This is a genomic window from Bradyrhizobium sp. WSM471 (assembly GCF_000244915.1).
Taxonomy (GTDB): Bacteria; Pseudomonadota; Alphaproteobacteria; order Rhizobiales; family Xanthobacteraceae; genus Bradyrhizobium.
The window spans coordinates 4,098,833-4,114,701 of record NZ_CM001442.1 but is presented as its reverse complement, the minus strand read 5'-3'; the positions used below and the strand labels follow the sequence as shown (position 1 = coordinate 4,114,701).

The 15,869-nt window shown below is 65.1% G+C and carries 15 protein-coding genes; 11 read left to right on the top strand and 4 right to left on the bottom strand.

All coding sequences use genetic code 11. From position 1 onward, the window contains the following. Nucleotides 1–52 precede the first annotated feature (52 nt). Nucleotides 53–1,285 carry an FAD-binding oxidoreductase gene (locus tag BRA471DRAFT_RS18190; protein ID WP_007609747.1) on the top strand — a complete coding sequence of 411 codons (1,233 nt, stop codon included), beginning with the start codon at nt 53–55 and terminating at the stop codon, nt 1,283–1,285. A gap of 63 nt (nt 1,286–1,348) precedes the next feature. Here BRA471DRAFT_RS18190 and BRA471DRAFT_RS18185 read toward each other — a convergent pair whose 3' ends face one another. Continuing rightward, nucleotides 1,349–2,185, bottom strand: coding sequence for a helix-turn-helix transcriptional regulator (locus BRA471DRAFT_RS18185; RefSeq protein ID WP_007609746.1), 837 nt, complete (start codon nt 2,183–2,185; stop codon nt 1,349–1,351). Between the two features lie 89 nt (nt 2,186–2,274). Between BRA471DRAFT_RS18185 and BRA471DRAFT_RS18180 the strand changes: the two genes are divergently transcribed. After that, nucleotides 2,275–3,153 carry an SDR family oxidoreductase gene (locus tag BRA471DRAFT_RS18180; RefSeq protein WP_007609745.1) on the top strand — a complete coding sequence of 293 codons (879 nt, stop codon included), beginning with the start codon at nt 2,275–2,277 and terminating at the stop codon, nt 3,151–3,153. 35 nt (nt 3,154–3,188) lie between these two features. Here BRA471DRAFT_RS18180 and dctA read toward each other — a convergent pair whose 3' ends face one another. The 3 genes from dctA to BRA471DRAFT_RS18165 form a co-directional block, all read right to left on the bottom strand. After that, nucleotides 3,189–4,523 carry a C4-dicarboxylate transporter DctA gene (dctA, locus tag BRA471DRAFT_RS18175; RefSeq protein WP_007609744.1) on the bottom strand — a complete coding sequence of 445 codons (1,335 nt, stop codon included), beginning with the start codon at nt 4,521–4,523 and terminating at the stop codon, nt 3,189–3,191. An 83-nt stretch (nt 4,524–4,606) separates the two neighbouring features. Next, nucleotides 4,607–5,161: a biotin transporter BioY gene (locus BRA471DRAFT_RS18170; RefSeq protein ID WP_007609743.1), complete on the bottom strand. Its 555-nt coding sequence runs from the start codon at nt 5,159–5,161 to the stop codon at nt 4,607–4,609. Nucleotides 5,162–5,248: 87 nt separating this feature from the next. Next, a complete protein-coding gene (locus tag BRA471DRAFT_RS18165; protein ID WP_007609742.1) occupies nt 5,249–6,436 on the bottom strand; it encodes a pyridoxal phosphate-dependent aminotransferase in 1,188 nt (395 codons plus the stop codon). A 220-nt stretch (nt 6,437–6,656) separates the two neighbouring features. Between BRA471DRAFT_RS18165 and BRA471DRAFT_RS18160 the strand changes: the two genes are divergently transcribed. From BRA471DRAFT_RS18160 to BRA471DRAFT_RS18120, 9 genes are all read left to right on the top strand, one after another. After that, on the top strand, nt 6,657–8,057 hold the full coding sequence (locus BRA471DRAFT_RS18160) for a M48 family metalloprotease (protein WP_007609741.1): 1,401 nt from the start codon (nt 6,657–6,659) through the stop codon (nt 8,055–8,057). A 126-nt stretch (nt 8,058–8,183) separates the two neighbouring features. Beyond that, nucleotides 8,184–8,951: a DsbA family protein gene (locus BRA471DRAFT_RS18155; RefSeq protein WP_007609740.1), complete on the top strand. Its 768-nt coding sequence runs from the start codon at nt 8,184–8,186 to the stop codon at nt 8,949–8,951. A gap of 209 nt (nt 8,952–9,160) precedes the next feature. Beyond that, nucleotides 9,161–10,009, top strand: a complete 849-nt coding sequence (locus BRA471DRAFT_RS18150; RefSeq protein WP_007609739.1) for a DUF1236 domain-containing protein — start codon at nt 9,161–9,163, stop codon at nt 10,007–10,009. 260 nt (nt 10,010–10,269) lie between these two features. Beyond that, on the top strand, nt 10,270–10,737 hold the full coding sequence (gene aroQ, locus BRA471DRAFT_RS18145; protein ID WP_007609738.1) for a type II 3-dehydroquinate dehydratase: 468 nt from the start codon (nt 10,270–10,272) through the stop codon (nt 10,735–10,737). Nucleotides 10,738–10,774: 37 nt separating this feature from the next. Next, nucleotides 10,775–11,263 carry an acetyl-CoA carboxylase biotin carboxyl carrier protein gene (accB, locus tag BRA471DRAFT_RS18140; RefSeq protein ID WP_007609736.1) on the top strand — a complete coding sequence of 163 codons (489 nt, stop codon included), beginning with the start codon at nt 10,775–10,777 and terminating at the stop codon, nt 11,261–11,263. A gap of 60 nt (nt 11,264–11,323) precedes the next feature. Then, entirely contained in the window at nt 11,324–12,682 is a 1,359-nt protein-coding gene (accC, locus tag BRA471DRAFT_RS18135; RefSeq protein ID WP_007609734.1) for an acetyl-CoA carboxylase biotin carboxylase subunit, read from the top strand. A gap of 105 nt (nt 12,683–12,787) precedes the next feature. Beyond that, nucleotides 12,788–14,305 carry a CHASE3 domain-containing protein gene (locus tag BRA471DRAFT_RS18130; protein ID WP_007609732.1) on the top strand — a complete coding sequence of 506 codons (1,518 nt, stop codon included), beginning with the start codon at nt 12,788–12,790 and terminating at the stop codon, nt 14,303–14,305. Then, nucleotides 14,302–14,742 carry a response regulator gene (locus BRA471DRAFT_RS18125; protein ID WP_007609730.1) on the top strand — a complete coding sequence of 147 codons (441 nt, stop codon included), beginning with the start codon at nt 14,302–14,304 and terminating at the stop codon, nt 14,740–14,742. Before BRA471DRAFT_RS18130 ends, BRA471DRAFT_RS18125 begins: the two co-directional genes overlap by 4 nt. Next, complete coding sequence (locus BRA471DRAFT_RS18120; protein WP_007609729.1) at nt 14,739–15,842, top strand: sensor histidine kinase; 1,104 nt, start codon at nt 14,739–14,741, stop codon at nt 15,840–15,842. Before BRA471DRAFT_RS18125 ends, BRA471DRAFT_RS18120 begins: the two co-directional genes overlap by 4 nt. The last annotated feature ends 27 nt before the right edge of the window (nt 15,843–15,869 follow it).

The window sequence follows — 15,869 nt, the reverse complement described above, 5'->3', positions numbered from 1 at the left end:
GTTGAAACCGCCCGGCCAAGCCGGGCGGTTTTGATTTGGCGAGGTCAGTTCAATGCAAAGCGTGATCGTCCTCGGCGGCGGCATGATCGGCGTTAGCGCGGCTCTGCACCTGCAGCAGCGCGGCTGGTCCGTCACGCTGATCGACCGCAGGGAGCCCGGCCGCGAGACCAGCTACGGCAATGCCGGGATGATCCAGGCGGAAGCGGTGCGCCCTTATCCGATGCCGCGCGACCTCGCCACGCTCCTGAAGATCGCGGCCGGCCGCACCAACGACGTGCGTTACAGCCTGTCGTCGCTTCATCTCCATATCGAGCCCCTGCTCCGCTATTGGTGGCATTCGGCGCCGAAGCGGCATCGCGAGGCGATCGACGCCTGGGCGCGGCTGATCGCCTACGCGACGGCGGAGCACGACATCCTCATTCGCGAAGCCCACGCCGACAATCTCATCCGCCGCGCGGGATACCGACACCTGCATCGCGACACAGCGTCGTTCGATCTCGCCGTCAAGGCGGCGGAAGAAGACCAGCGCGAATTCGGCGTGAGGTTTCGCGCGCTCTCGGGCGCCGAGCTCGCCAAGGCCGAACCTGTCCTGCGCGACGATTTGCCCGGCGCGATCCATTGGCTCGACACCTGGACCGTGTCCGATCCCGGCGCGCTGGTCACGGCCTATGCCGATCTGTTCGAGCGCCTCGGCGGCGCCATCGTGCTCGGTGATGCCCAAAGCCTGCAGCAGACCGCCACCGGCTGGTCGGTCAAGACAGACCATGGGCGCGTCGACGCCGCGCACGCCGTCGTGACGCTCGGACCGTGGTCGCCCGATCTCCTGCTCAAATTCGGCTATCGCATCCCGCTGGTGCGCAAGCGTGGCTACCACATGCATTACAGCGGCGGCGCCTCGCTTGATCTGCCGCTGGTCGACAAGGCCGGCGGCTACGCCATGGGTCCGATGGCCAAAGGCATTCGCATCACCACCGGCGCGGAGCTGACCGGACCGGATGCGCTCGCGACGCCCGTGCAGCTCGCCAGCGCCGAAGCCTCCGCGCGCGAGCTGATCGACCTCGGCAAGCGGGTCGAGCCCGACCCATGGTTCGGCACCCGCCCCTGCACACCCGACATGCTGCCGGTGCTCGGCCCTGCCCCACGCCATCCCGGCCTCTGGATGAACTTCGGCCACGGCCACCAGGGCTTTACGCTGGGGCCCGCGACCGGACGCCTGCTCGCCGAGATAATGAGCGGCGAAACGCCCGCGATCGATCCGACGCCATACCGGCCGGAGCGGTTCTAGCTTCGGCTTTGGCAGCGAGCGCTCCGCCAGATGCGCCTTAGACGCGCGAGCGCGCAAATTCCGTCAGTCAGCGCGCTCGGCGAGAAGTGTCCCGATGCGTTCGGCGTCTTCGGGAGTCGCGGGGTTGTAGACGATCATGCTGAGATCGGAGCGTCCCTCGACATTGAAGCTCGAATATTCGAACGACATCGTGCCGTGAACAGGGTGCCGCAGCCGCTTGGTGCCGTCGCCGTGGTGACGTACGTCATTGTCGCACCAGAGCGCGGCGAATTCCGAGCTGGTCCGGCACAGCTCGTCGACAAAATCGGCGACATGCGAGACCGCGCCGGCCCGCGCGGCGTCCGCCCGGAACGCCGCGACCACGAAGCGCGCCACGCTGTCCCAATCGTATTGCGCGGCGCGCACGCGCGGATCGCAGAAGATGAAGCGCAGAATGTTGCGCTGTCCCGGTGGGATCGCGCCGTAGTCGGTCAGCACGGCGCTTGCGGCACGATTCCAGGCGACGACGTCCCAGGTCACGGTCCGCACCAGCGCCGGGCTGAACGCGAACGCATCGAGCACGCGCTGCAGCCGCGGCGAGACGCCTTCGCTCGCCTGGTAGCGCACCTCGGGTGGGCGGCCGAGTCCGATCAGGAACAAATGCTCACGCTCGACATCGGTCAGCATCAGCGCTCGCGCGATGCGGTCGAGCACATCGGGCGACGGTGCGCCGCCGCGGCCCTGCTCGAGCCAAGTGTACCAGGTCGGGCTGATATTGGCGCGCTGCGCCACCTCCTCGCGGCGGAGTCCCGGCGTACGCCTGCGGCTACCCGCGAAGCCGAACGCGGCGGCGTCGAGCCGGGTGCGGCGGTCCTTGAGGTAGGCCCCGAGCAGGTTTTCGGCTGAAGCGGTCTCGCTCATCCTGTTAGCTATTATACCCCGATAATGTCACTACTTTACCCGGATAATCCTAGCGCGGATGGTCGTCTCCACCAACCCTGGAGATACTGATGCGTGTTTTCGTCACTGGCGCCACCGGCTTCGTCGGCTCCGCCGTCGTCCGCGATCTGATCGCCGCCGGCCACCGGGTCACGGGCCTCGCCCGCTCCGACGCGGGAGCCGCCGCGCTCGCCGCGATGGGCGCCGATGTCCACCGCGGGTCGCTAGAGGACCACGCGTCCTTGCGCAGCGGCGCCGCTGCAACGGATGGCGTCCTGCACCTCGGCTTCAACCACGATTTCTCGAAATTCGCCGACAATTGCGAGCTCGACCGCCGCGCGATCCTGGCGATCGGCGAGGAACTCAAGGGCTCCGGTCGCCCTCTCATCGTCACCTCCGGCGTCGCGCTGCTTGCGCCCGGCCGCCTCGCCACCGAGGATGATGTGTCGGCGCAGCGCTTTCCGCGCGTGTCGGAAGCGACCGCGCTGTCGCTGGCCGGCCTCCGCGCCGCCGTTGTGCGTCTTCCGCCCTCCACGCATGGCGAGGGCGACCACGGCTTCGTCCCGATTCTGATCAACCTCGCGCGCCAGAAAGGCGTATCGGCCTATGTCGGCGATGGCAGCAACCGCTGGCCCGCCGCGCACCGCTTCGACGCCGCGCGCGTCTACCGGCTGGCGCTGGAGCAAGGCGCAACCGCGAAGCACTATCACGCGATCGCCGAGGAAGGTGTGCCGTTCAAGGCGATTGCGGAAGTGATCGGCCGGCGGCTCGGCGTGCCCGTGGTGTCCCAATCGCCCGAGGAAGCGACCGCGCATTTCGGCTGGTTCGCACAGTTCGCGGCCGCCGACGTTCCGACCTCGAGCGCGAAGACGCGTGCTGCTCTCGGCTGGTCGCCGCAAGAAAAAGGGCTGATCGAGGATCTCGACCAGCCCTGCTATTTCAAGATCTGACGGCGCGGCTGGCGCCGTCGGTGACAGCTTGCAGATCAGTCCGTCGTGAGCGCCGTTTCCATGTCGGTCGGATCGATCTGCTTGGCGAGGTTGGCGTTGAGCTTGTCGCGATCGAGTTCGCCCTCCCACCAGGCGACGATCACGCAGGCAACGCCGTTGCCGCATAGGTTGGTCAGCGCGCGGCACTCGCTCATGAACTTGTCGATGCCGAGCACGATCGCCATGCCCGGCACGAGGCGCGGATCGACCACGGCGAGCGTCGCCGCCAGCGTGATGAAGCCCGCGCCCGTGATGCCGGAGGCGCCCTTCGAGGTCAACATCGCCACCACCAGGATGGTGAGCTGCTGGCCGAAGGAGAGATCGAAGCCCAGCGCCTGCGCAATGAACAGCGTCGCCAGTGTCATGTAGATGTTGGTGCCGTCGAGATTGAACGAATAGCCCGTGGGCACCACGAGGCCGACCACCGATTTGGAGCAGCCGAGGCGCTCGAGCTTTTCCATCAAGGACGGCAACGCGCTTTCCGAGGACGAGGTGCCGAGCACGATCAGCAGCTCATCCTTGATGTAGGCGAGGAACTTGAAGATGGAGAAGCCGGCGACGCGCGCGATGATTCCGAGCACGACGAACACGAACAGCGCCGCGGTCAGGTAGAATGTCGCGATCAGGCCGATCAGGTTGAGGATCGCCCCGGTGCCGAACTTGCCGATGGTGTAGGCCATCGCGCCGAAGGCGCCGATCGGGGCTGCGCGCATCACGATGGAGATGACGCCGAACACCGCATGCGCGGCGTCGTCGATGAAGCTGCGGATGGTGTGGCCGCGCTCGCCGAGCCCCATGATGGCGAAGCCGAACAGCACCGAGAACAGCAGCACCTGCAGGATCTCGCCTTGCGCGAAGGCGCCGACGACGGTGTCCGGAATGATGTGCAGCACGAAGTCGACCGACTTCTGGCCTTCGGCCTGCTTGGCGTAGTTGGCGACGGCCTGCGCGTTGGCGGCGGCGCCGCCGAAGCCCGCACCCGGCTTCACCAGATTGCCGATGATAAGTCCGATCACCAGCGCGAAGGTCGAGACGATCTCGAAATAGACCAGCGCCTTGACGCCGATGCGGCCGACCTTCTTGGCGTCCTGGATGTGGGCAATGCCCGAAACCACCGTGCAGAAGATGATCGGCGCGATCACCATCTTGATCAGCTTGATGAAGCCGTCGCCGAGTGCCTTGATCCACTCGTTGGTGGCGACTGACGGCCAGAGCCAGCCGACGATGGCGCCGAGCACGATCGCGATCAGCACCTGGATATAAAGTACCTTGTACCACGGCTTGGCGGCGGGCGGCGCGACCGGCGCCCCCACCATCGTTGTCGTCGTCATTGTTTCACTCCCCCTCAAAACGCCAGGCCAGCCAAGATCAACTTGGCCGGCCCTGTCAATCGGAACTGCTCGATGTTGCGCCTTTACCCGCGATCGATCACCCGGCGTATCGCCGGCATCAACGTCGCGCCCAGCGCGTTCTTGACCAGCGACGCCGCAACGAACGGCATCAGGCCGACCTGCCACGCCTTTGCGGCGCCAAGGCCGAGGCCGAAGGCCAGCCAGCCAAAGCCCGCGGCCAGAATGAGGATGTGGCCGACGGCCATGGCCGCAAACAGCAGCATGACGCTGCGATCCCAGCCGCGCTCGGCGAGCCAGCCGGTGACGAAGGCGGCGCCGATGAAGCCGAACAGATAGCCCGCGGTCGGGCCAACCAGCGGTGCGATTCCACCAACAGGACCGGCGAACACCGGCAGGCCCATCGCGCCCTCGGCGAGGTAGGCGATCATGGTTGCGCTGCCAAGCCGCCAGCCATAGGCGGCGCCAATCATCAGCACGACGAGAGTCTGCAATGTCATGGGCACGTAAGGCAGCGGCAGGTTCACCTTGGCTGACAGCGCCATCAAGGCGGTGCCGAGCGCAATCAGCACGACAGCGCGCAAGGCGCCGACGGTTTCACCCGGCCGGACTGGCCACATCAATGCGGCGAGAGGAGAATGCGTGGCGGTAGACGGGACGGAACGGTCAGACAAATTGCACTCCAGAAGGCTGTCGAAAACTGGCGGCTATTTAAGCCAGTGAGCGATCCGGTCAACTGCTTCCCGCATTTCAGCAGCCGAACGCGCATAAGAGAGCCGTATGAATGAACGACCATGGATCGGATCGAAGTCGAGGCCCGGCGTGACCGCGACCTGGGCCTGTTCGAGCATCTGCTTCGCGAACTCGAAACTGTCGGAGGTGAAATCCGAGACGTCCGCATAGAGATAGAATGCGCCGTCGGCCGGCAGAAACCTGGTCAGGCCGGCCTTGGGCAATCCCTCGATCAGGATGCGCCGGTTTTCCTGATAGCCGTGCTTGATCTCCTCCATCTCGGCCGCGCCGTCGAAGGCCGCTTCGGCCGCGATCTGCGACAGCGACGGCACCGAGATCGACAGGTTCTGCTGCAGCCGCTCGATCGGCCGCACCAGAATCTCGGGCACGACCATCCAGCCGACGCGCCAGCCCGTCATGCAGAAATACTTCGAGAACGAGTTGATCACGAGCGCGTGCTCCGACAGCGCCGCAGCCGTCACCGCGGGAAACGCGTAGTCGAGCCCGTGATAGATCTCGTCCGAGATGAAACGGATACCTGCGTCTTCCGCCGCAGCGATCAGGCCGGCGAGCGCCTGGCGGGACATCATCGTCCCGGTCGGATTGGCGGGGCTGCCGACCAGCACGCCCTTCAGCGGCGCCTTGCGATGCGCGGCCAGCAGCGCCTCGCCGGTCAGCGCATGGCGCGTCTCGTTCGTGGTCTCGATCAGGACCGGCTCGCAGCCCAGCGCGGTGAGGATATGACGGTACGGCGGATAGCCGGGCACTGTCACGGCAACGCGGTCGCCCGGCTCGAACATCGCGAGGAAGGCCAGAATGAACCCGCCGGAGGAGCCGGTGGTCACCACGACCCGCTCGGAGCTGACGTCACAGCCATAGGCATCGCGATAATGCCGCGCGATGCGCGCGCGCAAGGAGGGGATGCCGAGCGCTGAGGTATAATCGATCCGCCCTGCCTCGAGCGCCGCATGGGCGGCCGCAATCGCGGTCTTCGGCGCGCCGGCGGCGGGCTGGCCAACCTCCATGTGGATGACATGGCCCCCGGCGGCCTCGATTCGGGCCGCCGCGGCCATGACGTCCATCACCATGAACGGGGGAACATCGCTGCGGCGGGAGGGCGCGAGCCACTGCCCCAACCGGTTCCTCAAGGTCGCATCCTGCATCGATTTCTGCTATTTCGCTGGCGGGCCGATCCGTCCGACCCGGAGAAACGGGGTGCTTGCGCCCCAGACTGGCCGCATTGTACGGCTCATAAGGGGTACGGCTCAAAGGGGCATATCGCGTATCCGGTCCGCCGCCAATCGCCAAAACCAATCACCAAACTGCTTCACCAAGAATGCTTGAACAAGCCTGCCGACAAGACCGTTTGACCCAGACCGTTTGATGTTGTTCCAGATCGCATTGCGCAAGAAGGCCACCGCCCTCACCTCCCTCGTCGCGGCGGCTGCGATCGCGCTGACGCCGTTCTCCGCCGCGAACGCGCAGGCCAAGGGGCCGCCGATCTTGCGCGACACCGAGACCGAGCAGCTGCTGCGCGAATACACGCGCCCGATCCTGCGCGTCGCCGGTCTGGAGAAGCAGAACATCCAGATGGTGATCATCAACGAGAGCTCGTTCAATGCCTTCGTCGCCGACGGCCGCCGCATCTTCGTCAATTACGGCGCGATCCTCCAGTCGGAGACGCCGAACCAGATCATCGGCGTGCTCGCGCACGAGACCGGACATCTGGCTGGCGGCCATCTGTCCAAGCTGCGCGAGCAGCTCGCCAATGCCCAGACCCAGATGATCATCGCCATGCTGCTCGGCGCCGGCGCGATTGCCGCAGGCAGCGCCCGTGGCGGCAATTCCGGCAACAACGGTCTCGCCAATGCCGGCGCGGCCGCGATGGCCGGTCCCCAGGAGATGATCCGCCGGTCGCTGTTGTCCTATCAGCGCCAGCAGGAAGAGAATGCCGACCGCGCCGGCGTGAAATTCCTGACCGCGACCCAGCAGTCGCCGAAGGGCATGTACGAGACCTTCAAGCGCTTCACCAGCGAGAGCCTGTTCGCGGCACGCGGCGCCGATCCCTATCTCCAGTCGCACCCGATGCCCGCCGAGCGCGTCGCTTCACTGCAGGAGTTCGCCAGCGCCAGCCCTTATTGGGACAAGAAGGACGATCCCGCGCTCCAGCTCCGCCACGACATGGTGCGCGCCAAGATCTCCGCCTTCATGGAACGGCCAGAGACGGTGTACCGCCGCTACCCCCTGACCAACGACAGCCTGCCGGCGCGCTACGCCCGCGCCATCAGCACCTATCTGCATGGCGATTTGCGCAGCGCGCTCACCCAGATCGACGCGCTGATCCAGATCCAACCCAACAATGCGTATTTTTACGAGGTACGCGGGCAGGCCCTGCTGGAGGGCGGCAAGCCGGCCGAGGCAATCCCTGCCCTGCGCAAGGCTGTCGCACTTTCGAACAACGCGCCCCTCATCGAGATGTTACTTGGGCAGGCTCTGGTTGGGTCCGATAATAAGGCCTACACGGATGACGCCGTTCGGATTCTCCGGGCCGCCGTGGCACGGGAACCGGAGGCTGTGCTCGGCTACATGCAGCTCGCGATGGCGTATGGCCGGAAGGGCGACTATGCCGAGGCGGATCTGGCGTCGGCACAGGCCGCTTACCTGCGCGGCGACAACAAGACCGCCCGCGAGCTTGCGACGCGCGCGAAAACCCGTTTCGCCGTCGGCACGCCCGGATGGGTCAAGGCCGACGACATCGTGGCGTCGAAACCGCCGCGCAACTGACAAGACCAAGACGACCTTACACCACGACGCCTTACGAAACGACGCCTTACGAAACGACGTCACGACACCGAGCTTAAGTCCGCCGGGACGTTTTCCGAAACCTGCTTTGGATAAGAGGATTTGCCTATGCCTTCGCTGCGCCTGCTTGCTCCCGCGCTGTTTGCGCTCGCCATGTTCGGCGCAGCCGCGCCCGCGTCGGCCGACAGCTTCTCCGATGCCCAGCGCACGGACATCGAGGCGATCGTCAGGAACTATCTCGTCACCCATCCAGAGGTGCTCGAGGAAGCGATGGCCGAGCTCACCAAGCGCCAGGCTGCGGCCGAGACCCAGAAGCACGAGGCCAGCGTCGCGCAGAATTCCGACGCGATCTTCAACTCGCCGCGCCAGGTCGTGCTCGGCAACAAGGACGGCGACGTCACCTTCGTCGAGTTCTTCGACTACAATTGCGGCTACTGCAAGCGCGCGATGGACGACATGCTCACCCTCATGAAGGCCGATCCGAAGCTGAAGGTGGTGCTGAAGGAGTTTCCGGTGCTGAGCCAGGGCTCGGTCGAAGCAGCCCAGGTCGCGGTCGCGGTGCGGATGCAGGATCCCTCCGGCAAGAAGTACCTCGACTTCCACCAGAAGCTGCTCGGCGGTCGTGGCGCGGCCGACAAGGCGCGCGCGCTTCAGGCGGCCAAGGAAGCCGGCCTCGACGTCGCGAAGATCGAAAAGGACATCGGCAGCGCCGAGGTACGCAGCACCATCGAGGAGAACTTCAAGCTCGCCGAAGCAATGGGCATGAACGGCACGCCGAGCTACGTGATCGGCAAGCAGATCGTTGTCGGCGCCGTCGGCGTCGATAGCCTGAAGGAAAAGATCGCTGTGGCCCGCTGCGGCAAGGCGACTTGCTAACAAGGCGATCCGCTGATTAGGTCTACAACTCACGCATGCAAAAGGCCGGCTGAAAAGCCGGTCTTTTCATTGCGCCGAAATCTGGCGCGCGCGTTCATCTGGCGTTCAACAAACAAAAGCCTCGGAACCACCAAAGTTCCGGAACTACTCAAATCTCCTTTCGTTGTCGGCGCGGGCAATGACGCAAATGAACACGTGAGGAGAATTCCATGTCTAACCGCTTTATGATCTCGGTTGCTACACTCGCGCTCGTCGCGGGCACCGGTCTGGCGAACGCACAGGGCACCATGAACCGCGACAGCGGTGGCGGCGCCGGTGGTGCGCAGATGCAGCATTCGCAGCCTTCCGGCGGCGCCGCCGAACGCGGCGGCTCGATGGGTAAGGAATCCGCCCATGAGAAGGGCACCGTCGGTCAGGCTGGCGGCTCCAGCAGCATGAAGTCCGGCGGAGCAGCCGAGGAGAAGTCGTCGGGCGGGATGGACAAGTCCGGCGCGATGAACAAGAACGCGACCGACGAGAAGGCCGGCGCGGCGAAGGGTGAGCACGCCCAGGGCGCGCAGGATAAGTCCGCTCAAGACAAGTCCATGCATGACAAGTCAGCGCAGGACAAGGCAGCGCAGGACAAGTCGAAGAGCACGATGGACAAGTCCCAGACGGACAAGTCCAAGAGCACGGAGACTGACACCAAGAGCGGCAACATGAACGCCCAGACCAAGGGCGCAGACAGCCAGACCAAGGGTGCGGACAACAAGGCCGCCGATACCAAGTCTCAGACCACGACCGGCACGGCCTCCGCGACCGCTTCTGCACCGCCGCCCGAGAAGCGGACCGAGATCACATCCGCGATCAAGTCGACCAAGATCGAGGAAACGACCAACGTCAACTTCAACATCTCGGTCGGCACGACAATCCCGGCCAGCGTTCATTTCCATCCGCTTCCCCCGCGGATCGTCGAGATTTATCCGGAATGGCGCGGCTATGATGTGATCTTGGTGCACGGGCGGTATGTCATCGTTCGTCCGCAGACGCGCGAGATCGTGTACATTATCGAAGGCTAAGTCGCTTCGCTGAAGCTCCAAATGAGCCCTTGCCGAGAGATCGGCAGGGGCTTTTGGGTTACCGGGCGGCGTCTTCCCGCACACGCCGGCCGGCAGCCATGCTTCGGACTGGTTAACAAGCGATTTCCGTAGCTTGCGCACAGGTTTTTGCACCTGGGATGAGCTATCTGAAGCCACCTGGGAGGTCCTTCAAGGCTTCCCCTCACGCGCTTTGTTACCTATAACCCCCGCCACGCCGAAGCACCTCTTGCGGGATTGGAATGGCCGAACCAGCAACCGACACGATCCTTGTCCTGAACGGGCCGAACCTCAACATGTTGGGGACGCGCGAGCCCGAGAAGTACGGGCATGCGTCGCTGCCCGACGTCGAGGCGCTGTGCCGGGAAACGGCGGCCACGTTCGGCCTCAAGGCCGACTGCCGGCAGTCCAACCGCGAAGGCGAATTGATCGACTTCATCCACGAGGCACATGCCCGCAAGATGAAGGGCATCATCATCAATGCCGGCGGCTATTCGCACACGTCGATCGCGCTGCACGACGCGCTGCTCGCGGTGCAGATCCCGACGGTCGAAGTGCACGTCACCAACATTCACGCCCGCGAGAATTTCCGGCATCACTCCTACACCGCGCGCGCGGCCTTCGCCTCGCTCTGCGGTTTCGGCATCGAGGGCTACCGCCTCGCCATCCAGGGCCTTGCCGCCAAGCTCGGCATCAAGCCCAAAGCCTGACGCTCCCCCTTCACACAGAACATTCGGATCAAACAACATGGCGCGCCAGCCAGACGACAAAGCAGCCGCAAAGTTTTCCAGCGAGGACTCCGCCCTCGTCCGTGAGCTTGCCTTGCTGCTCGATGAGACCAGCCTCACCGAGATCGAGATCGAGCGTGCCGGCCTGCGCCTGCGCGTCGCCCGCAACATCAGCGTCGCCGCGACCATGCCGATGCAAATGGCGGCCGCCCCCGCCGCCCTCCCCGCGGCCGCAGCCGCCTCCGCGCCTGCCGCTGCCGACCTGTCGAAGCATCCCGGCGCCGTGACCTCGCCGATGGTCGGCACCGCCTATTGGGCGCCAGAGCCCGGCGCCAAGCCGTTCATCGAGGTCGGCAGCAAGGTCTCGGTCGGCCAGACGCTGCTGATCATCGAAGCCATGAAGACCATGAACCAGATCCCCTCGCCGCGCGCCGGCACGGTGACGCAGATCGTGATCGAGGACGGCCAGCCGGTCGAGTACGGCGAGCCGCTCGTGATCATTGAGTGACGATCGAGGGTGGTCTCATCGCCCTCGCCGCTTTCCGCGCGTCAGTCCAATAAGGACACCATGTTCGACAAGATCCTCATAGCCAATCGCGGCGAGATCGCCCTTCGCATCCTCAGGGCCTGCAAGGAACTCGGGATCGCGACCGTCGCCGTGCACTCCACCGCCGACGCCGATGCCATGCATGTGCGCCTGTCGGACGAGAGCGTGTGCATCGGGCCGCCGGCGTCCAAGGACAGCTATCTCAACGTCCCCGCGCTGCTCGCGGCCTGCGAGATCACCGGCGCCGATGCCGTGCATCCCGGCTACGGCTTCCTGTCGGAGAACGCGCGCTTTGCCGAAATCCTCGCCGAGCATAATCTGCATTTCATCGGCCCGAAGGCCGAGCACATCCGCCTGATGGGCGACAAGATCGAGGCCAAAAGGACGGCCAAGAAGCTCGGCATTCCCGTGGTGCCCGGCTCCGACGGAGGGGTCGGCCCCAACGACGACGCAATGGCGATCGCCAGGAAGATCGGCTTCCCCGTGCTGGTCAAGGCCGCGGCGGGCGGCGGCGGCCGCGGCATGAAGGTGGCCGAGAGCGAGGCCGATCTTCAGGTCGCGCTGTCAACGGCCGCCAACGAGGCCAAATCCGCCTTCGGCGATGCCTCCGTCTACCTCGAAAAATATCTGCAGAAGCCGCGCCACATCGAGATCCAGATCCTCGGCGACGGCCGCGGCGGCGCGATTCATCTTGGCGAACGCGACTGCTCGCTGCAGCGGCGCCACCAGAAAGTCTGGGAGGAAGGCCCCTCGCCCGTGCTGACTGCGGCGGCCCGCGCCAAGATCGGCGAGACCTGCGCCAAGGCGATGCGCGAGATGAAATATCTCGGCGTCGGCACGATCGAGTTCCTGTTCGAGGACGGCGAGTTCTACTTCATCGAGATGAACACGCGCATCCAGGTCGAGCATCCCGTCACTGAGAGCATCACCGACATCGACCTCGTGCTGGAGCAGATCCGCATCGCCGCCGGCGGCGACCTGCCGGCGCGGCAGGAAGAGGTCCAGGTCATCGGCCACGCAATCGAGTGCCGCATCAACGCCGAGAATCCGCAGACCTTCCGTCCTTCGCCCGGCCGCATCACTCAATATCACCCTCCCGGGGGGCTCGGTGTGCGGATCGATTCCGCCGTGTATCAGGGCTACACGATCCCGCCTTATTACGACTCGCTGGTCGGCAAGCTGATCGTGCACGGCAAGACCCGCGGCGAGTGCCTGATGCGGCTGCGCCGGGCGCTGGACGAGATGGTGGTCGAGGGCATCGAGACCACCCTGCCGCTGTTCCGCGCTCTGGTGCGCGAAGACGACATCATCAACGGCGACTACCACATCCACTGGCTGGAACAATATCTCGCCGGCAAGGCGGAACCCGCCCCGAAGTAGCCGTCCCTCCGCATGGAACCCTTTGGCCCTAATCGCGTTTAGGACGTGGGGACAGTTCCGAGGGGGCGTTTTGAAGTCCGGCAAGCCTGATCGAGCGAGACCGTCGTGACCGCTGACGCGCAGCGACGGCGTACGTTTTGGCAGATCCTGCTGTTCGCAGCGGGACTGCTGGTGCTGACCGTGATCAGCGCCGGCTCCGTCTACCTCGTCAACAAGGCGAGAGACGACAGCAAATGGGTGGTTCACACCATCGAGGCGGAGAACCAGATCAACGCCCTCCTGCTGGAAATCCGCCGAGCCGAGAGCACCGCCCGGGGCTACCTCCTGACACAGGGCGAGGATTTCAAGGTCGACCATGACAAGGCCGTGGCGGCCGTCGTCCCGGCTCTCGACAAGCTCACGCGCCTGACCGGCGACAATCCGGCGCAACGCGAGAACATCGAGAAGCTGAGCGCGGCGATCGAGACCCGTCTCGGCCAGTTCGCGCAGGAGATGGATTTCCTCCGGCGGGGTGAGCCGGAGAACGCCGCAGCGCTGGTCCGCGAGGTTGTCTCCACGGACGCGACAGCCGCAATCGCCAAAGTCGCGACCGAGATGATCCAGGAAGAAGAACGGCTGTTCCGGCTCCGAACGGTCAATTCGGACCGCAGCCAGACCCTGGCCGCGTCGATGACCGGCATCGGCTCGGGCCTCGTCGTGCTGCTGGCGCTGATCTCGATCTGGCTGGTGCGGCGCTCGGCCCGCGCCCGTGACGATGCCGAGGCCCGCCTGCGCGATGCCAATGTCAATCTGGAGGCCGTGGTCGACGAACGCACGGCCGATCTGCGCGAAGCCAATAACGAGATCCAGCGCTTTGCCTATATCGTCAGCCACGATCTGCGCTCGCCACTCGTCAACATCATGGGCTTCACCAGCGAACTCGAAGAGCTCGGCGGCGACATTTTCCGCCGTATAGGCGGCCTTACCCACGTCCCGGCCGACGGGCCGCCGCTGCCGGACGGCGAGATCGCGCTCGAAGGTGCCGACAAGCAGCTCTCAGCGGATTTTTCCGAAGCGCTGGGCTTCATCAAGTCGTCGATCGCCAAGATGGACCGCCTGATCTCGGCGATCCTCAATCTCACCCGCGAGGGCCGGCGCGAGTTCCAGCCCGAAAAGATCGACACCGCCGAGCTGATCGAAGCGATCGTATCGACGCTGGCGCATCAGGCCGCCGAGGCGCAGGCGGAGATCCATGTCGCCCCCCTGCCCAATCTCGTCAGCGACCGCCTGGCGCTGGAGCAGATCTTCTCCAATCTGATCGACAACGCCATCAAATATCTCAAGCCCGGCGTCCCCGGCGAGATCAGAATCCGCGGGCGCACCAAGCTCGGCTACGCTATCTTCGAGATCAGCGATAACGGCCGCGGCATCGACCCCAAGGACCACCAGCGGATATTCGACCTGTTTCGCCGCGCCGGAACCCAGGACAAGCCCGGTCAGGGCATCGGTCTTGCGCATGTGCGTGCACTTGTGCGTCGCCTCGGCGGCACCATGTCGGTATCATCGGAACTGAATACGGGCAGTACCTTCACCATCACGCTGCCCATCACCTGGAACGCCAGCAACCGGAACGCGGATCAATGACTCAACCCGTCAGCATCATCATGATCGAGGACGACGAAGGACACGCGCGGCTGATCGAGCGGAACATCCGAAGGTCCGGCGTCAACAACGAGATCATCTCCTTTGCCAACGGCACGGACGCGATGAAACACCTGTTCGGACCCGACGGCAGCGGTCTCGTGCAGAAGGGCAATGCCCTCCTGATCCTGCTCGATCTCAACCTGCCCGACATGACCGGGATCGACATTCTGAAGCAGATCAAGGAGAACAAATATTTGAAGGCCTCGCCCGTGGTGGTGTTGACCACCACCGACGATTCCCAGGAAATCAAGCGCTGCTACGAGCTCGGCTGCAACGTCTACATCACCAAGCCCGTGAACTACGAGAATTTCGCCAATGCCATCCGGCAGCTCGGCTTGTTCTTCTCGGTCATCCAGGTTCCGCCCGCCGCCCCATGAACCAGCGCATGCCCACACTGCTCTACATCGACGACGACGGGGCGCTGGCGCGCCTGGTCGATCGCGGCCTGACACGGCGCGGCTACAAGGTCGTCCACGCCGTGAGCGGCGAGGAAGGCCTCGAGCACATCCGCCGCGCGGGCACGACCGGCGGCATCGACGTGGTCGCGCTCGACCAGTACATGCCCGGCCTCGACGGGCTGGAGACGCTGGAGCAGATCATGGCGATCCCGGGCGCGCCGCCGGTGGTGTTCGTCACGGCGTCGCAGGATTCCAGCATTGCGGTGACGGCGCTGAAGGCTGGCGCGGCCGATTATCTCGTCAAGGACGTCAAGGGCGACTTCATCCCCCTGCTTCACGTCGCGGCCGAGGGCGCGCTGCGCCAGGCCGAATTGCAGAAGGCGCGCGAGGAAGCCGAAGCCGAGATCCATGCCTCGCGCGATCGCTACGCTGCGCTTGCAGCCGAACGCGAGCTGCTGCTGCGCGAAGTCAACCACCGCGTCGGCAACTCGCTCCAGATCATCGCTTCCCTGCTGCACCTGCAGGCCAGCTCCGCCGCGCAGGACGAGGTCAAGGCTGCGTTGACCAATGCGATGGGCCGCGTCGCCGCGGTCGCGCAGGTGCACCGCCGCCTCTACACCTCGCAGGACCTGAAGAGCGTGGTCCTGAACCAGTATCTGGACTCGCTGCTCGAGGATCTCAGGCGCTCGGCCGAGGGCAACCGGATGTCGCGCCTGACGCTGAAGGCCGAACCGATCGAGATCGATCCAGACCGTGCGGTCGCCGTCGGCATCATCGTCAACGAACTGGTGATGAACGCGGTGAAATACGCCTATCCCGACGGCGCCGGCCCGATCCATGTCGAGCTGACCTCGCATGGCGACGATCTCCTGCTGTCGATCAGCGACGACGGCGTCGGCGACAACGTCAAGGCCGATCCGCGCTCCACCGGCATGGGCCAGCGCATCGTCGCAGCCATGGCCACCAAGCTCGACGCTTCGGTCGAGCGCGATCCCACCCATTCCGGAACCCGAATCATGTTGAGGTTCCGCCGTGTACCGGCAGCCGATAACAAGCCGGCTGCTGCCGCAGCGAACTGACCGCACCGCCCATCGCAACCGCATTGC